This is a genomic window from Bacteroides fragilis NCTC 9343 (assembly GCF_000025985.1).
GTDB classification, from domain to species: domain Bacteria; phylum Bacteroidota; class Bacteroidia; order Bacteroidales; family Bacteroidaceae; genus Bacteroides; species Bacteroides fragilis.
This window is the reverse complement of the sequence record NC_003228.3, coordinates 2852213-2874550: the sequence shown is the minus strand read 5'-3', so window position 1 is coordinate 2874550 and position 22338 is coordinate 2852213. Positions and strand designations below refer to the sequence as shown.

At 40.7% G+C, this 22338-nt stretch carries 20 protein-coding genes; 5 read left to right on the top strand and 15 right to left on the bottom strand.

Annotated elements, in window-relative coordinates; genetic code table 11:
• Positions 1-8: 8 nt before the first annotated feature.
• The 3 genes from BF9343_RS11735 to BF9343_RS11725 form a co-directional block, all read right to left on the bottom strand.
• Positions 9-1415, bottom strand: coding sequence for an efflux transporter outer membrane subunit (locus tag BF9343_RS11735; protein ID WP_010993026.1), 1407 nt, complete (start codon positions 1413-1415; stop codon positions 9-11).
• 237 nt (positions 1416-1652) lie between these two features.
• Entirely contained in the window at positions 1653-2477 is an 825-nt protein-coding gene (locus BF9343_RS11730; RefSeq protein WP_005787827.1) for a zinc ribbon domain-containing protein, read from the bottom strand.
• A 5-nt stretch (positions 2478-2482) separates the two neighbouring features.
• A complete protein-coding gene (locus tag BF9343_RS11725) occupies positions 2483-3577 on the bottom strand; it encodes a Nif3-like dinuclear metal center hexameric protein (protein ID WP_010993025.1) in 1095 nt (364 codons plus the stop codon).
• Between the two features lie 106 nt (positions 3578-3683).
• Here BF9343_RS11725 and BF9343_RS11720 point away from each other — a divergent pair, with 106 nt between their 5' ends.
• Positions 3684-4097: a DUF4891 domain-containing protein gene (locus BF9343_RS11720; RefSeq protein WP_008660293.1), complete on the top strand. Its 414-nt coding sequence runs from the start codon at positions 3684-3686 to the stop codon at positions 4095-4097.
• Here BF9343_RS11720 and BF9343_RS11715 read toward each other — a convergent pair.
• The 4 genes from BF9343_RS11715 to BF9343_RS11700 form a co-directional block, all read right to left on the bottom strand.
• Positions 4090-4473 (bottom strand): VOC family protein, encoded by a 384-nt coding sequence (locus tag BF9343_RS11715; protein ID WP_005793774.1) that lies wholly within the window; start codon positions 4471-4473, stop codon positions 4090-4092. The two genes, BF9343_RS11720 and BF9343_RS11715, sit on opposite strands and share 8 nt — an antisense overlap.
• Positions 4474-4563: 90 nt before the next feature.
• Positions 4564-4836, bottom strand: a complete 273-nt coding sequence (locus BF9343_RS11710) for a hypothetical protein (RefSeq protein WP_010993024.1) — start codon at positions 4834-4836, stop codon at positions 4564-4566.
• Positions 4837-4843: 7 nt separating this feature from the next.
• A complete protein-coding gene (locus tag BF9343_RS11705) occupies positions 4844-5638 on the bottom strand; it encodes an ABC transporter permease (protein ID WP_005787816.1) in 795 nt (264 codons plus the stop codon).
• Between the two features lie 3 nt (positions 5639-5641).
• On the bottom strand, positions 5642-6262 hold the full coding sequence (locus BF9343_RS11700) for an ABC transporter ATP-binding protein (RefSeq protein WP_005787813.1): 621 nt from the start codon (positions 6260-6262) through the stop codon (positions 5642-5644).
• A gap of 94 nt (positions 6263-6356) precedes the next feature.
• Here BF9343_RS11700 and BF9343_RS11695 point away from each other — a divergent pair, with 94 nt between their 5' ends.
• The 3 genes from BF9343_RS11695 to BF9343_RS11685 all read left to right on the top strand — a co-directional run bounded on the left by BF9343_RS11695 (position 6357) and on the right by BF9343_RS11685 (position 8976).
• Positions 6357-6884 carry a ferredoxin domain-containing protein gene (locus tag BF9343_RS11695; protein ID WP_005787811.1) on the top strand — a complete coding sequence of 176 codons (528 nt, stop codon included), beginning with the start codon at positions 6357-6359 and terminating at the stop codon, positions 6882-6884.
• Positions 6885-6964: 80 nt separating this feature from the next.
• Entirely contained in the window at positions 6965-8080 is a 1116-nt protein-coding gene (locus tag BF9343_RS11690) for an agmatine deiminase family protein (protein ID WP_010993023.1), read from the top strand.
• A gap of 11 nt (positions 8081-8091) precedes the next feature.
• The gene (locus BF9343_RS11685; RefSeq protein WP_008660290.1) at positions 8092-8976 is read left to right on the top strand and encodes a carbon-nitrogen hydrolase; all 885 of its coding nucleotides are present in this window, start codon (positions 8092-8094) and stop codon (positions 8974-8976) included.
• A 79-nt stretch (positions 8977-9055) separates the two neighbouring features.
• Here BF9343_RS11685 and BF9343_RS11680 read toward each other — a convergent pair whose 3' ends face one another.
• The 3 genes from BF9343_RS11680 to BF9343_RS11670 all read right to left on the bottom strand — a co-directional run bounded on the left by BF9343_RS11680 (position 9056) and on the right by BF9343_RS11670 (position 12337).
• The gene (locus tag BF9343_RS11680) at positions 9056-9439 is read right to left on the bottom strand and encodes a GtrA family protein (RefSeq protein ID WP_005787805.1); all 384 of its coding nucleotides are present in this window, start codon (positions 9437-9439) and stop codon (positions 9056-9058) included.
• Complete coding sequence (aspS, locus tag BF9343_RS11675) at positions 9440-11197, bottom strand: aspartate--tRNA ligase (protein ID WP_005803557.1); 1758 nt, start codon at positions 11195-11197, stop codon at positions 9440-9442.
• A gap of 81 nt (positions 11198-11278) precedes the next feature.
• A complete protein-coding gene (locus tag BF9343_RS11670; protein WP_005793782.1) occupies positions 11279-12337 on the bottom strand; it encodes a diacylglycerol/lipid kinase family protein in 1059 nt (352 codons plus the stop codon).
• A gap of 219 nt (positions 12338-12556) precedes the next feature.
• Here BF9343_RS11670 and spt point away from each other — a divergent pair, with 219 nt between their 5' ends.
• Positions 12557-13741 (top strand): serine palmitoyltransferase, encoded by a 1185-nt coding sequence (spt, locus tag BF9343_RS11665; protein WP_005787799.1) that lies wholly within the window; start codon positions 12557-12559, stop codon positions 13739-13741.
• Between the two features lie 247 nt (positions 13742-13988).
• Here the strand turns inward: spt and BF9343_RS11660 are convergent, their stop codons facing one another.
• The 5 genes from BF9343_RS11660 to BF9343_RS11640 all read right to left on the bottom strand — a co-directional run bounded on the left by BF9343_RS11660 (position 13989) and on the right by BF9343_RS11640 (position 22338).
• Entirely contained in the window at positions 13989-14258 is a 270-nt protein-coding gene (locus BF9343_RS11660; RefSeq protein ID WP_010993021.1) for a TlpA family protein disulfide reductase, read from the bottom strand.
• A 205-nt stretch (positions 14259-14463) separates the two neighbouring features.
• The gene (locus BF9343_RS11655; RefSeq protein ID WP_005787762.1) at positions 14464-15138 is read right to left on the bottom strand and encodes an ABC transporter ATP-binding protein; all 675 of its coding nucleotides are present in this window, start codon (positions 15136-15138) and stop codon (positions 14464-14466) included.
• A gap of 28 nt (positions 15139-15166) precedes the next feature.
• Positions 15167-17503 (bottom strand): ABC transporter permease, encoded by a 2337-nt coding sequence (locus BF9343_RS11650; protein WP_010993020.1) that lies wholly within the window; start codon positions 17501-17503, stop codon positions 15167-15169.
• Positions 17504-17513: 10 nt separating this feature from the next.
• Complete coding sequence (locus BF9343_RS11645) at positions 17514-19742, bottom strand: ABC transporter permease (RefSeq protein ID WP_010993019.1); 2229 nt, start codon at positions 19740-19742, stop codon at positions 17514-17516.
• Between the two features lie 193 nt (positions 19743-19935).
• Positions 19936-22338, bottom strand: a complete 2403-nt coding sequence (locus tag BF9343_RS11640) for an ABC transporter permease (protein WP_010993018.1) — start codon at positions 22336-22338, stop codon at positions 19936-19938.

The window sequence follows — 22338 nt, the reverse complement described above, 5'->3', positions numbered from 1 at the left end:
CTTTATAGTTAATTATTCAGGTTTCCGGACCATCCGCCTCCCAATGCCTGGTACATAGCTATCAGTTGGAGTAGAGAATATCCTCTGGCTTGAACCAGCTGGTTTTCATAACTGAGCAGTGAGCGTTGGGCATCCAGTACGTTCTGGAATGGGGTCAATCCTTGTTTGTAAAGTTCCAGCGAGAGAGTCAGGGTCTCTTGTCCCTGATTGCGCACTTCGCGCAAAGCTACTATTTGCTTGATAGAATTCCGGTAAGCGTTCATAGCGTTGTCTGTCTCTTGTATGGCGATCAATACTGTCTGATTGAACTGGTTGATAGCTTCGTCCAATTGTGCTTTGGCCAATTTGGTAGCATTCACTAGTTGAGTTCCTTTAAAAAGCGTCCAACTCAGTGCCGGAGCAATTTCATAGGTCATACTTTTATGATGGGTCAGGTCTTTCAGGTCCTTTGCTGCATAACCAACCGATCCTTTTAGAAAGACCTGAGGCAACCAGTCCGACTTAGACGCTCCTACTAAAGCGGCTTGTGCATTGACGCTTCGTTCGGCACTGCGTATGTCCGGGCGGCGAAGTAACAAATCGGCCGGAAGCCCCACTCCGATAGGTTCCATATAATCCGGTAATGTTCCGGGAGCGGTTAGAGCTGGCCGCACTTCCTGGGGATAAGTACCCAATAGTATGGCAAGGGTCGTAATGTATTGATTAATGCCCGATTCGATTTGAGGAATCGATGCTTTGGTACTGAAGAACACCGACTTAGCCTGTGCCACATCCAGTTTAGATACGAGTCCGGTGTTGTATCTTACTTCTGTAATTTTTAATACCGCCTCTTGGGATGCACAGTTCTTTTGCACTACAGCCAATTCTTGTTGCAACTCCCGCAGGTTGATGTATGCTGAGGCTACCTGGGCACAAAGTGATATCATTGTGCCGGTATATTCTTCTTTACTGGCCGCAAAGTTTTCTTTCTGGGCTTTTACGCGATTGCGTATGCTTCCAAAGAGGTCTAACTCCCAGCTCATATTGAGCGAGGCATCATAATAATGTTGAGTCGATTGTGGCAAGTCACTGGTGTTGCCACTGCTTTGCTGGCGGGTCCATCCGGCATTCAACCCGATTGTTGGGAAAAAATTTCCACGTTCCATTCTTAGGTTGGCTTTTGCCATATTGATACGATCAATCGCAGTCAGTACCGAATAATTCTGCTTGACTGCAACGGAGATGAGTGAGTCGAGAACGGGGTCCTGAAATGCTTTCCACCATTGGTCGTCCACTGGCAATACTTGCTGAAATATTTGTGTATCTTCTTCCCATCCTTGTGGTAATGGTTTGTCCAGATAGCGGCTCGTGGCCTGTGGAAAGGCAACGGATGAAAGAAACAGCAAGAACGTGATACTTCCTATTCGTAGTTTCATAAGCTTAGGTTATTTAGAAATGAAAACATAACAACGAAAAGAAGTATTTGTTTATCCGCTCTGCAAGAGAATGGCTACGCTCAAAAGGGAATCTGTTTTCTTTAAAAAGTAAATGGGTATTTCATAAACAAAAACCCATAACTTTACTAAAATTCAATTAGGAATTATAGTAAAATTATGGGTTTAAATAGTATTATAATATGTTTCACTAGTCCTCCGGAATCGGACTATCGAGCTTTATTCAGCTTTTCTTCTGATAGCTCTTTTGGTGGTAACCGGTGCTTCTTCTACTTTGTGTTCTATTTCTACACCTGCCAGTTCCGGGTCAATCATGATACGTCCACAGTATTCGCAAACGATAATTTTTTTACGTGAACGGATATCCAGTTGTCTCTGAGGCGGAATTTTATTGAAACAACCACCACATGCATCACGCTGTACGTATACAATACCTAAACCGTTACGTGAATTTTTACGGATGCGCTTGAAAGATTGAAGCAGGCGGGGTTCTATCTTTGTCTCGAGATCTTTTGCTTTGTCTCTCAACTTCTCTTCTTCCTGTTTGGTCTCTTCGATGATTTCATCCAGTTCATTCTTCTTCTGGTCGAGGTCTTTCTGGCGTTCTTCCAGTGCTTTGGTATTTTTCTCTATTTCTTCAGATTTCTCCTGCTCTTCTGCAGTAAATTCTTTAATTCTCTTTTCGCAAAGTTCCATTTCCAAAGACTGGAATTCGATCTCTTTTGTCAGGAAGTCATATTCGCGGTTATTACGAACATTGTCCTGCTGTGATTTATATTTCTCAACCGAAGCTTTGGCTGCTTCAATTTCCACTCTCTTACCGGCGATAGCTGATTTGAGTTCGTCTACTTCCGACTTGATTTTGTCGATACGTGTACTCAGACCGGCAATTTCGTCTTCAAGGTCTTGTACTTCCAATGGAAGTTCACCTCTCAACGTTTTAATCTCGTCAATCTTAGATAATGTTGTTTGCAGCTGGTACAAAGCTTTCAACTTCTGTTCCACTGTCAACTCTTTCGGTTCATTTTTAGCTTCTCTTGCCATTTTACTTATAAATATTTAATGGGATTCGTGTTTACCTTACTAAATTGGAGTGCAAAATTAGGAAATAAATCCCGTATTATAGAATAAAAAATTTCTTTTGTATATTGTTCGCTTTCGTAATGTCCTATTTCAGCAAGCAAAATGTCAGTTTCACGACCGAAATAGTCGTGATATTTAATTTCACCCGTGATAAAGACATCAGCTCCGCTACGGACTGCCTGCGGAATAAGGAAAGCTCCTGCCCCTCCGCAAAGGGATACTTTCTGAATCAGGCGGCCTGTAAGTTTGTTGTGCTTCAAACATCCGACTTCGAATATTTTCTTTATTCGCTTCAGGAATTCGAGTTCGGATTCCGGTTCTTCCAATTCACCGACAATTCCTGATCCGACTTGGGCCCAACTATTGTGGAGAGGATATAAGTCATAAGCCGGTTCTTCATATGGATGTTTGGAAAGCAATGCACGGATAACTTCTCCTTTCTTATATTCAGGCAGGATCGTTTCAATCCGCACTTCTGTTTCGTGATGAAGTTCTCCCACTGTTCCGCAGAAAGGATGGCTCCCTTCCTGTGCGCGGAAAGTTCCCTCCCCTTCTGTATTATAACTACACGAATCATAATTGCCTATACATCCACATCCTGCTGTGAACAAAGCATTACGGACCTCTTCAGCCTGGGCAGACGGAACAAATGTGACTAATTTTATCAGACTGCTTTCTTTAGGGTCGAGTATACGTACATTTTTTAATCCTATCTTCTCGGCTATTTTGAAATTGACTCCGCCCGGAGCATTATCCAGATTGGTATGGGCCGAATAAATAACGATGTCGTTTTTGATTGCTTTCAGAATACATCGCTCAACGTAATCTTTACCGGTGATTGATTTATAACCTTTAAAAATAAGAGGATGATGGGATATAATGAGATTACATCCGGACGCGATGGCTTCATCCAACACAGCTTCGGTAACGTCAAGACACAACAAAGCCCCTGTTGTTTCCGCATCTGTCAATCCGATTTGCAGGCCGGCATTATCAAATCCGTCTTGCAATGGCAGAGGCGCGAACCGTTCAAGGGCGCTTACTATTTCTTTAATTTTCATTTTTAGTAGAAAATTTGCCTGCAAATATAAGAAAAAGATAGCATCTTGCCTTGCTTTTATTGATTTTTTAATATATTTACCTCCTAATTTATAAAGACTCAAACCAATGAAGGCATTTTTACCGTTACTTTTCTCTTTTTTCTTTATTATTTCATGCCAGCAACACAAAGAAGCTACTATATCTCCTATCGATGAAGAAGATGAATTGCAAGAGGAGGCCGATAGCCTTCCCCGTGCGACAGCCATTTTTTGGCTTGATAAATATCATATGAAAGAGCTGAAAAAGGACGATGTGCTTACTTTCCGTACGGCTAAGGCTAAAGTCGTCATTCGGAATGATGGGACAATCGATCTTCTGTCGTTTGTGGAACAACAGCCTGGGAATGCACAACGATATATCCGTTACCGACTGAAAGATTTCAAGGTTAAGAAAATCTTGATGGATAACGGCTATATCAATCCGGGTGAACAATACGTCCAACTCCGTTATATACCTGCACTTGCAAGGCGCGTTAAATAGTGATTTCTACTATGTTTCCTTCGGGATCAAGAATAGCACTTTCAAAATAGCCGTCTCCGGTGGTTCGTGGCTCACTCTCGATAACAAAACCATCCTTACGGAGTTGTTCTGTGAGTTCCAATACAGCTTCTTTGCTACCGACAGAAAAGGAAAAATGAGCTAACCCGAGGCAGTCTTTTAATGCAGGTGTTGTGATATCTTCTCTTTGCATAATTTCCAGAGAAGCAAATCCCTGATCAAAACTGATGAAATAAGATTCAAATCCTTTTTTAGGATTGATATACTTTTCATTACTTGTTCCGTTGAAATAAGTGATATAGAAATTTCTAAGTTCTTCTAAACGGGTAGTCCAGATGGCGATGTGACTGATGTGCATATTCCTGATAGTATCGATTAATTATTAATATTTGCACAAATATAGTAAATATTGATAGTTATGCTTTGATTTATATCAATAATCATGCAATTATCGCTTCTTTATCATTTTGTTCTTCATTGCATATTTCTCATCGACTACCCGGTCGGTAGGATAGAATGTAAATGCCATGCGCCAACCTGATTCTTGGAAAATAAATTTTCTTCCGCTGGCACCATGAGATATTTTATCGTACTTTTCTTTTAAAAAGCCGCTTATTCCTTGAGGAATAGCCTTTCCGATTTGCAGGAAGTCTACGGTAATAAAAAATCCTGGGATATGTATTTCACTTATTAATTGTAAAATGGAGTCGGTTGATGTCATAGTACGGCTACTTTTGAGATTCTTTGGTTACTTGCAAAATACGTCCGTATTCATCGAACGATTTACGGGATGCCAGCGAGATGGTGATCATTAATGATAACATAGAGGCTGTGAAAGTAATGACCATAATCATCATTTGATATTTTATGGCAACGTTCGGACTGCTGCCTCCCAAAATTTGCCCGATCATCGTGCCTGGAAGTGCTACTAATCCCATAACCGCGATATTGGCAATCAGTGGGCTGAAAGATTTGATAATCGCTTCCCGTATGAATGGTGCCTGTGCTTCCTGACGAGTGGCACCATTGCCCAACAGGTAACAGTACAATTGCTGTTCACGTTTCAATCCACTATAATAAGTGTTCAAGGCAATCACGTTGCTTGATAACATATTTCCCATTAAGATTCCGAAAATGGGAATAAAATACTGGGCGCTGAATACATTATCCAGTTGTAATACAATGCCAATAAAGTACATGCCCACCAGCACAACGCTACAGAGGAAACCTACTGATATAGGGATCAGGAGTATTTCACGTTTAAGTCCTGTACGTACCAAAGCTGTTTGTCCGGCTACAAAAATCATGATGATAACCCACAGGAAGTTAATCCATGGGTTATTCCACAGGAAAAGGTATTTCAGGTACATACCTATCAGGAAGAGTTGCACGATCATGCGTGCTGTCCCTATCAGGGTGGCTTTCAGTAATCCGGTTTTGAACTTCCAAAGATAAAAAAGTGGGATTACCAATAACAGTAGCCCTATAAGCAGATTAAAGTAAGATATATCAATAGTTCCCATATACTACAGTGTGATTAGCTGGTTACATCCGTAAGCGAATGTCCGGTCATGAGAAACGGCGAGTATAGCCGTTCCCTTTTCTGCCTGATTACGGAAGAAAGCTAAAACTTTGTCTGTGGAACCGGCATCGAGTGCAGATGTCGGTTCATCCACAATAATCAAAGGTTTTTCCAGCATGGCTGCAACGGCTATCATAATGCGCTGGCGCTGACCACCCGATATTTCGCCTACCCGTTTCTGATAGAGCTCTTTGTCCAGTCCTAATTCATCAAAACAAGTGAAAAGCTTTTCTTTTGAAAAAGAGATGTGTCGATTGGCTTTCAATGCAAAAGGAAGCGATATCATTTCTTTTACCCATTCGGAGGGCAGGGCTAACTCCTGTGGAATCCAAGCTATATGTCTGCGTATGGCATCGATAGTAGTAGGTTCAAGCAAGATACCTCCTACTTTGATTTTGCCTTTTCTTAATGGGACAAATCCCATGATTGCATTGAGTAGAGAGGTTTTTCCACGTCCTGATTGACCTGCTATGCAAGCTGTCTCGCCTTTATTTAGTCGCATACAAAATTCCGAGAAGAGTATATCCTCGCCGAAAGCAATGCATGCATTGTCTATTTGTAACATCGTGTATCTTTAAATCTATCTTGCAAAGTTAGTCAAAATTCATAATATGTGCGGGATTTCTTTTATCTTTGTGTCACTAATTAATGAACGAGATATGATACTGAACGAACGAGACAGTCGCCACGAACATGTATTAAATGTGGCACGGCAGATGATGACTGCTGCCCGTACGGCCCCTAAGGGAAAAGGAATTGACATCATAGAAACTGCAATTGTTACCGGTGAAGAAATACAGCAACTCTCGGATACGTTGAAAGCCATGTTCGAAGAGTTTGGTATGAAATTCTTTTTGCGGGATGCAGATAATATTCTTCAGGCTGAGTGTATCTTATTAATAGGTACGCGTGAGCAAGCTCAAGGATTGAATTGCGGTCATTGTGGATATGCTACATGTTCCGGACGTTCTGAAGGTGTCCCCTGTGCGTTGAATAGCATTGATGTAGGCATTGCAATTGGTTCGGCATGCGCTACAGCGGCTGATTTGCGCGTAGATACCCGTGTCATGTTCTCAGCCGGATTGGCTGCCCAACGTCTTGAGTGGTTGAAAGGATGTCGTCAGGTAATGGCTATCCCGGTTAGTGCTTCTTCCAAGAATCCTTTTTTCGATCGTAAACCTAAGTAATATAGGTAGCGAGTGGCATTTATTACTATTGGTGTAGTGTCCGTTCGCTATTTATGATTTATTCTTTAAAAACTAAAAAAATGGGAATAATGGTTGGTCTTCCTACTTCAGGAGGCACAGAGAAAGATTTGCAATTGAACTTTGGTTTAACTGTTAATGATCAAGTAGAGATGTTAGCCCCCTTCTTGCCTGCAGAGTGGTTTCTGCAAAGTGGTATACAACTAACTTGGCCGCATGCCGGGACAGACTGGGCATATATGTTGGCTGAAGTTCAGGAATGTTTTATAAATATAGCCCGTGAGATTGCGAAACGTGAACTTTTGCTTATTGTCACCCCCTATCCTGAGGAGGTGCGTAAGCAGATCATTGGTACGGTGAATATGGATAATGTACGTTTCCTGAAGTGCGACACGAATGATACTTGGGCGCGCGATCATGGAGCAATTACTTTGATGGATACAGGTGGAGCAAGTTTGCTGGATTTTACTTTTAATGGTTGGGGAGAAAAGTTTGAGGCTCGTTTAGATAATCAGATAACTCGCCGGGCAGTAGAAGTCGGTGCACTGAAAGGGCAATATAAAGATTGTCTGAATTTTGTACTCGAAGGTGGTTCCATCGAAAGTGACGGAGCCGGTACTTTGCTCACAACTTCCGAATGTTTATTGTCTCCACATCGTAATTCGCCGATGAATCGTGTTGATATAGAAGAATATCTTTGCAGAGTATTCCATTTACAACGGGTTTTATGGCTCGATCATGGATACTTATCGGGAGATGATACGGATAGCCATATAGATACATTGGCTCGCTTTTGTTCTCCGGATACTATTGCGTATGTAAAGTGTACCGACTCTGAAGATGAACATTACGAGGCGCTATGCAAAATGGAAGAGCAATTGAAAACGTTCCGCACTACATCAGGTGCTCCTTATCGTTTATTGGCATTGCCTATGGCAGACAAAATAGAAGTAGAGGGAGAGAGATTGCCTGCAACGTATGCCAATTTTTTGATAATGAATGATGTTGTACTTTATCCGACTTATAATCAACCGGAAAATGATAAATTGGCGAAAGAAGTGCTGTGTGAGGCTTTTCCGACATACGAAGTGGTAGGCATTGATTGCCGTGCACTTATTAAGCAGCATGGATCTTTGCATTGTGTGACGATGCAATATCCGACAGGAGTGATTAAATAATAAATTAAAGTATGAGAAAAATAAAAGTAGGAATCATTCAACAGGCTAACACATCAGATATTAGGATAAACCTGATGAACCTGGCTAAAAGTATTGAAGCATGTGCCGCTAATGGCGCTCAACTTGTTGTTCTGCAAGAACTTCATAATTCTTTGTATTTCTGTCAGACAGAGAATACGGATTTATTTGAACTGGCAGAACCCATTCCTGGCCCTTCTACCGGATTCTATTCCGAACTGGCGGCAGCCAATCGGATAGTGCTTGTTACTTCTTTGTTTGAGAAACGTGCTCCGGGACTATATCATAATACAGCTGTTGTCTTTGACCGGGATGGAAGTATTGCCGGAAAATATCGTAAGATGCATATTCCTGATGATCCGGCTTATTACGAGAAATTCTATTTTACTCCGGGAGATATTGGCTTTGAACCGATTCAGACCTCTTTAGGCAAGTTGGGTGTGTTGGTTTGCTGGGATCAATGGTATCCGGAAGCTGCTCGCCTGATGGCGTTGAAAGGAGCTGAGATTTTGATTTATCCTACTGCTATCGGTTGGGAGAGTACAGATACAGATGACGAAAAGAAACGTCAGCTCAATGCTTGGATTATTTCTCAGCGTGCGCATGCGGTAGCCAATGGGCTTCCGGTGATTTCAGTCAATCGTGTCGGTCACGAACCTGATCCGTCAGGACAGACCAACGGGATATTATTTTGGGGAAATAGTTTTGTTGCCGGACCGCAGGGTGAATACCTGGCTCAGGCGGGAAATGACCGCTCTGAAAATATGATTGTTGAGGTGGATCTTGAACGTTCGGAGAATGTGCGTCGTTGGTGGCCATTTCTTCGTGATCGGAGGATAGATGAATATGGGAATTTAACAAAACGTTTTATTGATTGAAATGATTTCTCTCTCTGATAAAAAAATCCCGTAGAGTTTTTTACACTCTGCGGGATTTTTCATTATCTTAAGCACTATTTTATCTGAATGTAAGCTTCTTATTAACGATGAAGTTTACTGTTCCGTAGATAAACAGCCCCAGGAATTGTGCCAGATACTCGTTTACATCTCCACACTCTACAAGTGTGACTAAAAACAAGAACTGGGCACTATATGCCAATCCGAAAGCAGAACAGAAGAACAACATCTGCTTCCAAATGTTGTTCTTTTTATTTTCAATCGGAAAGATCCAATATTTACTCCAAATAAAGTTATGAATTTGGGCTACTATGTACGCTGTAATATTGGCCGGAATGTAATCGTATGACAATTCATCCATCATCAACCAAATAACAAAAGCTGTGATTAATGCATTGAGCGTACCAATTACGGCAAATCTAAAAATGCGTACCGACTCTTTCACTTACTCCTTAATATCTACAATCAGGTTCAGTTCTTCCAGTTGTGACGGATCGAGTGCTGCAGGAGCATCCAACATAACGTCACGACCGGAGTTATTTTTCGGGAATGCAATGCAGTCACGGATTGAGTCCAGTCCGGCAAAAAGAGATACCCAACGATCTAATCCGTAAGCCAGTCCGCCATGAGGAGGCGCACCAAACTTGAAGGCATTCATCAAGAAGCCGAACTGCTCTTGCGCACGCTCCGGGGTAAATCCGAGTAATTCGAACATTTTGTTCTGCAACTGGCTATCGTGGATACGGATTGATCCCCCTCCTACTTCTACACCATTGATTACCATATCGTAAGCATTAGCGCGCACAGCAGCAGGATTTGTATCCAGCAGATGGATATCTTCCGGTTTGGGTGAGGTAAACGGATGGTGCATAGCCATTAATCTGCCTTCTTCTTCGCTCCATTCAAATAGAGGGAAGTCCACAACCCACAAACATGCAAATGTGTTTTTATCCCGTAATCCCAATTGATTACCCATTTCTAGACGTAATTCACAAAGCTGCTTACGAGTTTTCATGGCATCATCTCCCGATAAAATCAAGATTAGGTCACCGGGTTTGGCACCGAATGCTTCCTTCAATTGTTGCAAAACTTCTTGTGTATAGAACTTGTCAACGCTTGATTTCACAGTACCGTCAGCTTCGATACGGGCATAGACCATACCTTTTGCACCGATTTGTGGCTTTTTCACAAATTCGGTCAAGGCATCCAGTTGCTTACGGGTATAGCCGGCTGCACCCTCGGCACAAATACCGCCAATATATGTGGCATTATCGAATACAGAGAAACCGTGCCCTTTTAAGATATCCATTAATTCGACGAATTGCATACCGAAGCGAATGTCCGGTTTATCGCTACCGTACAATCTCATTGCTTCGCTCCAAGGCATACGTGGGAATGGCTCGGTCAGTTCGATATTACGGATCACCTTAAACAGGTGTTTGGCCATTCCTTCAAATGTAGTAATCACATCTTCCTGCTCTACGAAACTCATTTCGCAGTCAATCTGAGTGAACTCAGGCTGGCGGTCGGCACGCAGGTCTTCGTCACGGAAACATTTGGCTATCTGGAAATAACGATCGAAACCGGAAACCATCAATAGCTGTTTCAGTGTCTGCGGAGATTGCGGTAATGCGTAGAATTGTCCCGGATTCATGCGGGAAGGTACTACAAAGTCACGTGCTCCTTCAGGAGTTGAACCGATCAATACCGGAGTTTCCACTTCCAAGAAACCCAGTTTATCGAGATAACTGCGAACCTCGATCGTCATTTTGTGACGTAATTCCAAATTTGAACGAACAGCACTACGGCGTAAGTCCAGATAACGGTATTTCATGCGGATATCATCACCACCGTCGGTGTTGTCCTCGATAGTAAAAGGAGGAGTAATGGCTGAGTTCAGGATATTCAGTTCCGAAACGATGATTTCGATGTCACCGGTCGGGATATGACTGTTTTTGCTGAAACGTTCGTTTACGGTTCCGACAATCTGTATGACGAATTCACGACCCAATTTATTGGCACGTTCGCAAAGCTCAGCGTCTATTTCTTCATTAAATACTAATTGAGTGATACCGTAGCGATCACGAAGGTCAACAAAAGTCATACCTCCCATTTTACGGCTGCGCTGTACCCATCCCGACAGCTTGACTTGTTTATTAACATCGGAGATTCTTAACTCTCCGCACGTGTGCGTTCTGAACATATTTAATATATTATTTATATTTTTGTTAAAGTAGTCTGCAAAAGTACATATTAATTCGGATTCCGTGTTATTTCCAAAGGTCTATTTTTTAGTAAGTTTTTGTATCAGCTGCTTATTCTTCTTCAGAATAACTTTATTTTTATGTGCTATATCTTCTACTATAGCTTCGTTTATCAATTTAATACCGTTTACGTATTCTTGTGCTTTTTGTAATACGTTGGGATTATCTTTTTTTTTATCACCAGGTACAACGACCCGCAGTCCTTTCTGAATCAGTTCTATTTTGATATCTTCGTCAGCCTGCATCGGATCACCGTCAAAATGGACAACACCCGGCGAACTGCGATGAATACATAACTTTTTGCAACGGAAAGTTTTAATGCGACTGTTTTGGTCAATAGTTTTATTGAAGAGCTGAAAGGCTAGTGCCGGAACATCTAATACCGTAAACGGTTCGAGAATGGTTACATCTAACAAACCATCTGTCAGAGTGGCCTGTGGGGCTATATAAGCATTGTTCCCGTATTGAGAAGCGTTGCCGCAAGCAATGAGAAAGGCTTTATATTTGGAAGTACCATCTTCTGTTTCCAATTCATAAGTTTCAGGTTGATACTTTAGACTTTCCTGCAGGGTTTTCTCTAGATAAGTCAGCAGTCCACGTTTGCCGGCATTAGCAAATTTCAGACTTACAAAAGCGTCAAACCCTACTCCGCAAGTACAAAAAAAGTCTGTGCCATTTATTTTTCCGTAATCTATGATATCGATTATCCCATCATTCAAAATTTCAAGTGCTTTACGCGGATCCATTGAAATTTGAAGATGCCGTGCTAATCCGTTTCCAGAGCCGCAAGGGATAATTCCCAATGCTGTATTGGTGTGTACCAATGAACGGGCAATTTCATTAATTGTTCCGTCTCCTCCTACAGCAACTACTATATCTGTATTTTTATCTGCCGCATCTGCTGCTATTTCGATTGCATGTCCGGCTCTTTCGGTATACACAACTTCCCAAGTATACATTTCCTTATCTATCTTTTCATCCAGTAGACTCAGAACAAGTTCCTTACTTTGTGTACCCGAAATTGGATTAACGATGAATATTATTTTTTTCTTGTTTTCGCTCATGCAAGTTGGTTCCATCATTTATATGTTGTGGTCGGCAAAAGTAATATAAATATCTTAATTTTTGCCCTTTCACAGCTTTCTAAAACTATAAAGAGTATATTTTTTCATAGAAAAAGAACAGCTAAAAACATATTTTGTTATCTTTGCCCCCTGTTTTAAACACTTGTTAAGGAAAAAGGATTTAGACTATTATATAAAAGATAGTCAATAAGCGAATTATATAAATAACTATTCATGGGATTATTACAAGAGAAGTTAGCTAAATACGACCTCCCTCAGCAGATAAAGGCTAAAGGCGTATATCCATACTTTCGTTGTATCGAAAGTGAACAGAACACAGAGGTGATAATGAGTGGCAGAAAGGTGTTAATGTTTGGCTCAAACTCATACTTAGGCCTGACTAATCATCCGAAAGTAATTGAAGCTGCTGTTGAAGCTACCCGCAAATATGGTACAGGTTGCGCCGGATCGCGTTTTCTGAACGGTACACTCGACCTCCATCTTCAATTGGAGAAAGAATTGGCCGAATTTGTTGGTAAAGAAGATGCTATCATTTATTCTACCGGATTTCAGGTAAATCTGGGTGTGGTTTCGTGTGTGACAGGTCGTGAAGATTATGTGATCTGTGATGAACTTGACCACGCTTCTATTGTTGAAGGACGCCGCCTTTCTTTTTCTACCATTCTTAAGTTCAAGCATAACGATATGGAATCTCTTGAGAAAGAGTTGCAGAAATGTCGTCCTGATGCAGTGAAACTGATTGTAGTAGATGGAGTATTCAGTATGGAGGGTGATATTGCCAATTTGCCTGAGATCGTCCGTTTGTCTAAAAAATATGATGCTAATATCATGGTAGATGAAGCGCATGGACTGGGAGTTTTGGGTAATCACGGACGCGGTACTTGTGATCATTTCGGATTGACTAAAGAGGTGGATCTTATTATGGGTACATTCAGTAAGTCATTGGCCGCTATCGGTGGCTTTATTGCAGCAGACGAGTCCATCATTAATTATTTGCGTCACAATTCACGTTCATATATCTTTAGTGCAAGTAATACGCCTGCTGCTACAGCTGCCGCTCGTGCTGCACTTCAGATTATGAAAAACGAACCGGAACGTATTGAGCATTTGTGGGATATAACCAATTACTCTTTAAAGTGTTTCCGTGAACTTGGTTTTGAGATCGGACATACCTCCACTCCTATCATTCCTCTATATGTACGTGATATGGAGAAGACATTTATGGTAACTAAGATGTTATTTGACGAAGGTGTGTTTGTAAATCCAGTTGTGCCTCCCGCATGTTCTCCGAACGATACGTTGATTCGTTTCTCGTTGATGGCTACACACTCTAAAGAACAGATTGATTTTGCTATCGGTAAGTTAGTGAAATGTTTCAAGGCACTTGATCTTTTATAATCCATTATAGAGATAAATAAAGTCAGAATTTATATCTATAGGTATTAGTTTTGACCTTATTCTTTTAAGCGTTGGAATGCTTAAAGAAGAGGTGGTAAGGTGAAAGGCTTTATTACCTCTTTCTTTTTTAAAAGAAATTACTCTCTTGTATTTCTACTACTTCTGAAGTCTGCATTTGTTTATTGCAGGTGAAACCAGAAAAGTGTTGGAAATGGAAGATTATATTTTTACCCTAAAAATCAGTGTCTTATTTTACCCCTTGTTTCAGTCTCTCAGAGAGGCTATCTTTATTATATCCGTACCAAATATCAGAAATTCTTCCATCAGGCGTTACAAGTACATAAAAGGGAATGCCATTTGCTTTGTAACGGATATACAATCCGAATGCTTCTTTGGGATCATTTAGAGTGATCCATTTGATATTTTTTTGAGAAAACTTTTTCCATGATTTCTCATCATCAATATTTATACCGATAAAAGTAATTTTTTCTTTCCACATATCGGATAAGATTTCCATCTCAGGAAGTGATTCAATGCAGTGTTCACAAACTCTGCTCCAAATATCGAGTAAAAGGTGATATGGAAGTCATTTGCATGAATATAGCACTCAATTATGCAAATGTGTCAAGAAGTAAAATGAATCAAGAATTACTCAGATTTATCGGGTACATCTCTTTTAATTGCGTATCCGTGTTAATCTGAGTAATTCTGTCTGAGGAGTGTTAAATAGTAACTTCTGTTACAACTTGACCATCGAATAAATTAATTACCCGGTCTGCGAAACCTGCATCATGCTGAGAGTGAGTTACCATAACGATGGTAGTGCCTTCCTTATTCAATTCGCTCAATAGTCCCATAACCTCTTTACCATTTTTAGAGTCAAGATTACCGGTAGGTTCATCGGCAAGAATCAGTTTAGGGTTGGCTACTACGGCGCGTGCAATGGCAACACGTTGTTGCTGACCTCCGGAAAGCTGTTGTGGAAAATGCTTGCTTCTATGGGTAATGGCCATGCGCTCCATTGCTTTTTCCACTCGTTGTTTACGTTCAGAGGCCGGAATACCCATGTAGAGTAAGGGCAATTCAATATTTTCATATACATTCAGTTCATCAATCAGATTGAAACTTTGGAATACAAAGCCAATAACTCCTTTGCGGAGATTGGTGCGCTGCGATTCTGTATATTTGGATACTTCTTTTCCGTTCAGATAATACTCTCCTCCTGTAGGATTATCCAGTAAACCGAGAATATTGAGAAGAGTAGATTTTCCACAACCGGAAGGTCCCATGATGGCGACAAATTCGCCCTCTTTTACCTCTACGCTGACGTTATTTAATGCCCATGTTTCAACTTCTTCGGTCTTGAAGATTTTTTGCAAATTGATTGTCTTAATCATAATCGTAATTTTTTAAGAGTTTATATTATTATTCGTTTTTTATTATTTCTGCCGGATTGAGATGCATGATTCTGTAGATTTTATAGGCTGTTGTTACAAAGATAAGTAAACCTATCAGAATGAAGAGGTAAATCCCCCATGTAAATCCGGTAATACTGCTGATCGGGCTATCCTTGGTTATGTCTATCACAAGTAACCTTAATAATGGATAAGTGATGGTATAGGCCAGTATGAATTGGATTATATATGCTTTTCCGAACATCAAAGCAATTATTTTCGGAGTTGCGCCGTTTATTTTGCGAATAGCAACTTCTTTCTGCCGGCTGACTGTGTCCATAGAGATAGCTGAGTATATGCTCAGTATAACCAGAAGAGCACTTATGATGCCTAATAGCAGTGAGGCATCGCCCATCAGGTCTCTGATACCTTGTGTTGTACTTCTTCTTATATCCAGTCGTTGTATATCGAGTGGCAATGACTCTGGGACGTAATTACGGCATACCCTTTCTATTTCTGATTTGGCTTTACCAAAACTGATATCGTCACGAAAACGGATATAAATTACGGATGCTTCTTCAGTCGGGAAGAAAACAGAAATATTGTATTGATTGTGTTCTGAGATGTTCTCCCCGTAACAAGCCTTGTATGTACCTGCTATCCGATAGTTCTCTTTACCTAATTTTACATTTCCGCTTACAGAATCATTTTCCAACTGCTTTTGAAAGGCTTCGCTGATGTAAACCACGTTACTTGTATGAGGTTCGACGATCTCTCCCCGGAAAGGAATCCGAAAGAACTGGAAGTAGCTGGGATCTCCTTGTCTGACTCTGACAGTGAGAGTACGGTGATCGGCAGACTCATAGTCACTGGTCAGAAACGAATTATAGTTGCCGCTCATCAAAGCTGAACTGATATTTTCCACTCCTGGCAACATCTTTATTTGTGATAAAATCGCATCCTTATTTTTGCCGAGAGTAACACTATTCATTTCAAAGCAAAGCGTGGAATTTGTTTCTTTGTCTGATAGAGGAAGGTACAAAACGCTTCCTACACTATTGAATAAATGTATAGCGATACTCATACCCAGAAAAAAGATACATACACATAGCTGTACGCACATCATGATGTTGCGAAAGAGGTGCCGGTGGCTGTTAGTTTTCATGTGCCCGGCAAGACCGGACCGTTGCAAACGCCGGATGGGATATAGCATTACAAGGGTGCAGATCAGTAACAGCCCTATATAAAGTTTAACTTGAATGCCATATAGAGTTTGGATATCTATTGGAATCATTTCTTTAGGCGGAATATAGGTTGTCAGTAGTAAACAGGTACATTCGGATAAGACCAGCGAGAACAATAAAGAAAATGTCAGCATCCAGAAAGCTTCGGTGAATAGAAGGGCAAATAAACTTTTGGGGCTGGCACCCAGACTTTTCCGCAGGGCCAGTTCACGATTACGGTTGTAGAATGACTGTATGATGAACTTTAGAAAGTTTATCATACCCGATAACAGAATCAGAGAGGATAAGAAGGTAATGAATGCTATGCCTATCATTCGCTGCGGATCGTGATACGAGTCAGCTTCTTTGTTCGCAATGAAATATGCCATTTCATTATTATGAAGAGTTGTTATCCCCTTTAGGCTTTCATTGGCTTTATTCAATCCGTCTGCTGTTTCCAGTGTACCTTCTGTGATATATCCTTGTTGTCTGTTCCCCTCTCTCAAATGAGAGAAATAGATATCTGTTTCAACATCTAGTGTTTTGGGGAGATTTCTGATAACATTGACAACTTTATAGTATGTGCTTTTATCTTTTTCGCTTTCCTTCAACTTGACTATTTTCAGTAATGTGCCTACCGGGTTGCTCTTTCCGTATACTTTACGGGCACAACTTTCGGACAACACAACTTCTTCCGGAGTTGTGGGAAGAGCATTGCCATATAAGAAGGATGCATTATAATGTGAAAAGAAATTAGGATCAGTATCCATATATGAAATAATGTAAGGCTTTTCTTCCTGCTCCCTATTGATGAATACAACTTCGGCTTCTCTTTGGAAAGAGTGGAAGCAGATTTGCTTAATACCCGGTATGGGATGTTCTGTCAGGGTCCGGATCTCAGAAGAATTGAGACTCCACCCCCATCCTCCTACTTCATGGTTGGAATTGATCATCCGGATTGAAATCCTTTGTTCGAAATTGGGCATGTTACGTGATGCTCCATCTATTTCATTGATAAAAAAGTGGATGATGCTGAAACAAGTCATACCAACGGAAAGACAAATGGCAGAAATAATGCTGTGTGTCTTATACTTCAGCAGGTTGCGTATTGCTGTTTTGAGATAATGCTGTATCATATAGTTCATTTTCTCTGATTTATTCGTTTTTAATTACTTCTGCCGGATTAGTCCGTGCAATATAATATATCTGCCAGCTGATTGTAGCTGTTATTATGCCTATTAATAGCATGAGGGGACCCATCCAAAGCCATGGATCGGCATAATCAAACAATATGACTCGATGCTGGCTGCCGATGACCATGACGAAGAGGCTAATTAAACCTCCTATTACCGAAGCTATTAAAAATAAAATCAGGTAGTTTTTAGCAAACAACCAATAGATGTCCGGTAAACGTGCACCATTAATTTTACGGATGGCAACTTCTTTTTGTTTACGGATAGTGTCAATGCTGATAGCTCCATAAACGCCAAGTACCGTAATCACTAAGCAAATGGAAGAGCAGACAACGAACAGCCACATCACCGAGATAGCTCCTAATCCGGTTTGTTCCTCATATAAACTGATGAACTCGAAAGGTTCGTTCTGTGGCAGATATTGATTCATCTCCTTGCTCATTTCTGCTTTTACTTCCTTGCGAGGAGCATCAGGGACCAATCGTATATATATTTTCCCGATTTCGTCATTCATGGCAGAAAGTGGTAAAAGAGCCAATTGCTTTGCACTTGGAGAATCGGGACCTATATGGACTAAACCTTTAACCGGATATACTTGGTTTTGAAAGCGAAAAGACTCGGAGGTAGAATCAGCTTGCAAAGTTTGGTATAATTGTTCGTTTACGTAACAAAAAGGTTCTCCCGGTTTGTGATGGCATTTGATGTTCATTAAATTAAAAAAATCATCCGAAACGAAGCAGAGTTCGGTAAATCCATACTCTTGGCTGTAATCCCTGTTAGTGTAGGCTGTTTCGGCATTCCAACGGCGTGAGCGCAGGAAGTTTATCAGTTCCGGTTGATGCTCTCGAATACGATCGTATCTGCCTATATTTACTACCATAATTTCTTTTTTTACCTCTGTGCTCAGATTGGGATTGGCTGAGAGATCGTATTCTTTCATTTGCATACGGATGCCGACTGTACCTACAATGAATAGAAAAGAGAAGAGTAGCTGGACGCTCAGTAACGTGTTACGGATTATGTGACGTTGTCCGGTAGTTGTCCCCCCCCTCAATCCTTGCGCTATTGTCTTATGGGCAATGTGCCAGGAAGAGATGAATGAGATCAGTAAGCTGATAAGCAACAAGCCTCCTATATATTGACATTCATAAACCCACAATCGATGTATATCTATGTATAAGTTTCTTTGTATTTCATTAGAAAATGTACTTATAAACCAAGGTAGCAAGCTCTCAGTAATGGCCAGGGTAATTATTCCACAGATCAGGATGATGACAGCCTGTTCAAGGAATAGCAATATGAAAAGTCCCCAGTAAGTAGAACCCAGCGTATTACGTAGACTGATCTCTTTGTAACGGTTGGCAAATGCTCCTATACTGAATGAGAAATAGTTGATCATGCCTACCAATAAGACCAATAGCCCCAAAATAGCAACCCATAATTCAGCGCCTGCCTTATGTTCTGTCTGGCTATCCAGCACTATTTGTGGTATCCATTCCGGATGGTTGGGAAAAAGTCCCAATTTAGGCAGTAATTGTGAAATGTGTTCGGCATCTTCCGGGCGTTTGAGCAGTAGTTTGTGTATCCCAAATGAAGCATTTTCAGGTAGTGGAAGAAAAACATCGTAGCTGCTGTGATAATTATTCATCCCTGCCGGATAGGGCTTGATAACGGCAATAATGGTATGTATTTTGCCTCTCTGGTTAAGGATCGTTTTTCCCAGCGGCGGGATGCCTCCACAGAATTGTTTGACAAACTCAGTCGTTACTACAGCTTCGTTACCCGAAATACCAAACTGTTTTAAGGAGCCGTCTATACATTCTGTAGGAAATACTTTGAAATAATCAGCATTACATTCTGTTTTGTCCACTTTACAATATACCGTTTCATCTAATGTGATTGTAGATGAAGAATTTACATAAAAAGCAACTGCTTCAAATTTGTCTTTACCTATTTTCTTTTCAAAATCCTCTATCGGAATATTTACTTGGTAAGATCTTTCTTTTATGCATATTTCTGCTTGATTTTCGTAAGTTGCCAAATCCTTGTTACCTGTACTGAAAATACGATTATAATAGTTGCATACACTGAAACAGAGCAAACCGGCAGTGATTCCCAATATAGATATAGCAGTTTGTGCTTTGCGTTTAGCCATCTGCCTGAAAACAATCTTTAAATAATGTAGTATCATAGATATATTGATTTCTTCGTTTTAATTATTGTTGTGTAAATACCGTGTGTTTTACCGTTAAACTTCTCTTTTATAGTTTCAATAAATATGCCAAACTGCTAAATGATTGTATCTTTGATTGTTAGGATCTCTCTGTTATCTCTGTTTCTGTGTGATATTGCACGATTGCAGTGCGAATACGCACTGCAATCATTTATTCACTTTTCACCGACTCCGCCGGATTGATTTTGGCAGCTACTACCACTTGTCGCATGACCGAGAGAATAACGATGATGCAGGTGAAGAGGAATACACATACAAACAGCCATCCGTGAATATCAGTATGGTACGCATAGGTTTCCAACCACCTTTTGATAAATAAATATCCTAAAGGCAGAGCAATTGCGTTACTGACCAGTGTCAGCCATAAATATTCTTTCAGAAATAAGTATAGGATATCTGAAAATTGTGCTCCGTTTACCTTTCGGATGGCTATTTCTTTTTTACGCTGTTCGGTAGAGAGCGATACCAGGAAGAAAACGCCGAAAGAAGAAATCAGGATACAGAGTACTGCCAATAACAGGAAGATACGGAACATCGTCTTTTCCGGACGATTGAACAGTTCCATTAAGGTGGAAAGTTGAATGATCTGCATATCCTCGGAGATTTCTTTTTTGCTGTATTGAGAATAGATTCTCCTGGCGTATTGCAGTGCTTGTTTTTCATTATCCGGATGTACCTTTATATAGAAATACCTGAATCCATTGTACCCCCTTGCTGCATCAGCATTGTTTTGATACATAAAGAAGACCTTCGACAGCGGGTACTGCATCGGACAGTAGTAGAAATCACGTAAAATACCGCTGATTCTGGTGGGTACTGCATGATTCTCCGAATCTTCGTCATCACTGAGTATAAGACGTCCTGTCAGTGAAGGAATGTTGAGTTCGCGGGCACCGGTTTCGTTGATAACTATATCTCTTGTCCCCTGATCCTGTATCCATTCTCCTTCTTTCATCTTCATTCCGAAAAAGGAAAGGAAATTCTTTTGCACAACGATGCAATTATCTTCTGTTGCTTCATCTACATTATTACGTCCCTCTATGGGAAATTGAGTGATAAAACTGCAATACCACTCTCCTCTTAAAACAAGGAGAGGCTGTGTCAGGGCCGTTACGTCATCGATGGCTGAGTTTTGTTTTAGTGCTTCTATAAAAGGGGTACAATCAGTATTGTAGGTTGCATCGAATCCGAGGTCGATCTGCCAGATGTGATCGGTGACCAGTCCTTTGTCTGTACGGCTCATGAATCGGTACTGACTGTAGAACATGCAAGAAGTCAGGAGGAATAAAGAGCCGATGAAGATTTGTCCGATTATCAATCCGTTTCTAAGTGCCAGCGAAGTTCCCCGACTGTTTCGTTTCAGCAGACCGACGATGGGAACCGTACTTAAAACCAGAAATATCAGGCAGCATAACGGATAAATCCAATAGGATGCTTTCAGTACTTCTTGCCGGGTGATACTCTGGATGACTCCATTATAATAGCTACTGCTCTCTGCTACCAAACTGGTGTAATCCTTATAAAACGGAAACAGGAATTCGATAAATGCCATTGAAAGCAAAAATGCTATGAACAGGGGGAGGGTCAATTCAAGTAAGTTTTTCCCTATCAAACTGTAGATGGAAGCACCAAGAGTGGAAAAAGTGGCATTATAGCGCGCTTTTCGTTGTTGCTGGCCAATGAATAGAACAAGCAGATTCATTAATGCACTGGCAAATGCCAATATTCCCGCCGTAGCCAAAATCCGGATATGTTGAAGCCTGCCTTTCAGCTCAGGAGAGCAGCGGGTATGAATTTCGGGTAACGGACGCAAATGAAAGTGCCATTCAGAATATTTACTCCATTTGGTATCGGGTTCTTTGACTCTGTAGGCTGCTATCTTTTTACTTAGATGTGCAGCATCGGCCGAAGGGTGTAACCATACATAAGTCGTATTTCTTTTTACTTGATTGGGGGATGGAGTGGCCAGAATCAGGTATTCAAATTTGAAATCACTGTTTTGGGGATAATTTTCCATTACTCCCGCAATGGTATATGATAATTTGTCGTTGATTTTCAACTCTTTCCCTACGCAACTACTGTCACCAAAGTAGAAGTTGGCCATTTTTTGAGTCAGAATCACATGATTTACGTTAAATGGAACTTTATAATAGCTCCCTTCGATCAGTTTACATTGAAAGATATCAAAGAAAGTGGAGTCTATTTTCATTCCGATCCAACTTTTTGTATCCTTCTCAAATTCGTATTTTACTTCGCTGACATGGCAAACTTTAGCTATTTCAGGGAAAGTAACCAGATCTTTTTCCACCATCTGATGTATCTGGTTTAATTCTCCGACAGATCCGTCGGCTGTTTTAAATATACCGGTGGTAGTCAAGGCATAAGTCCTTGAACTTTGAGGGTGGAAACTATCAAAATGATATTCCCAGTAATGCCAATACCCACCTAACAAGAAAGCTGTAAAACCGATAGATAAGCCTACAATGCTTAAGATATTCTGTACCTTATGTTTTAAAAGGTTTCTACATGCAATTTTAAAATAATGTTGTATCAT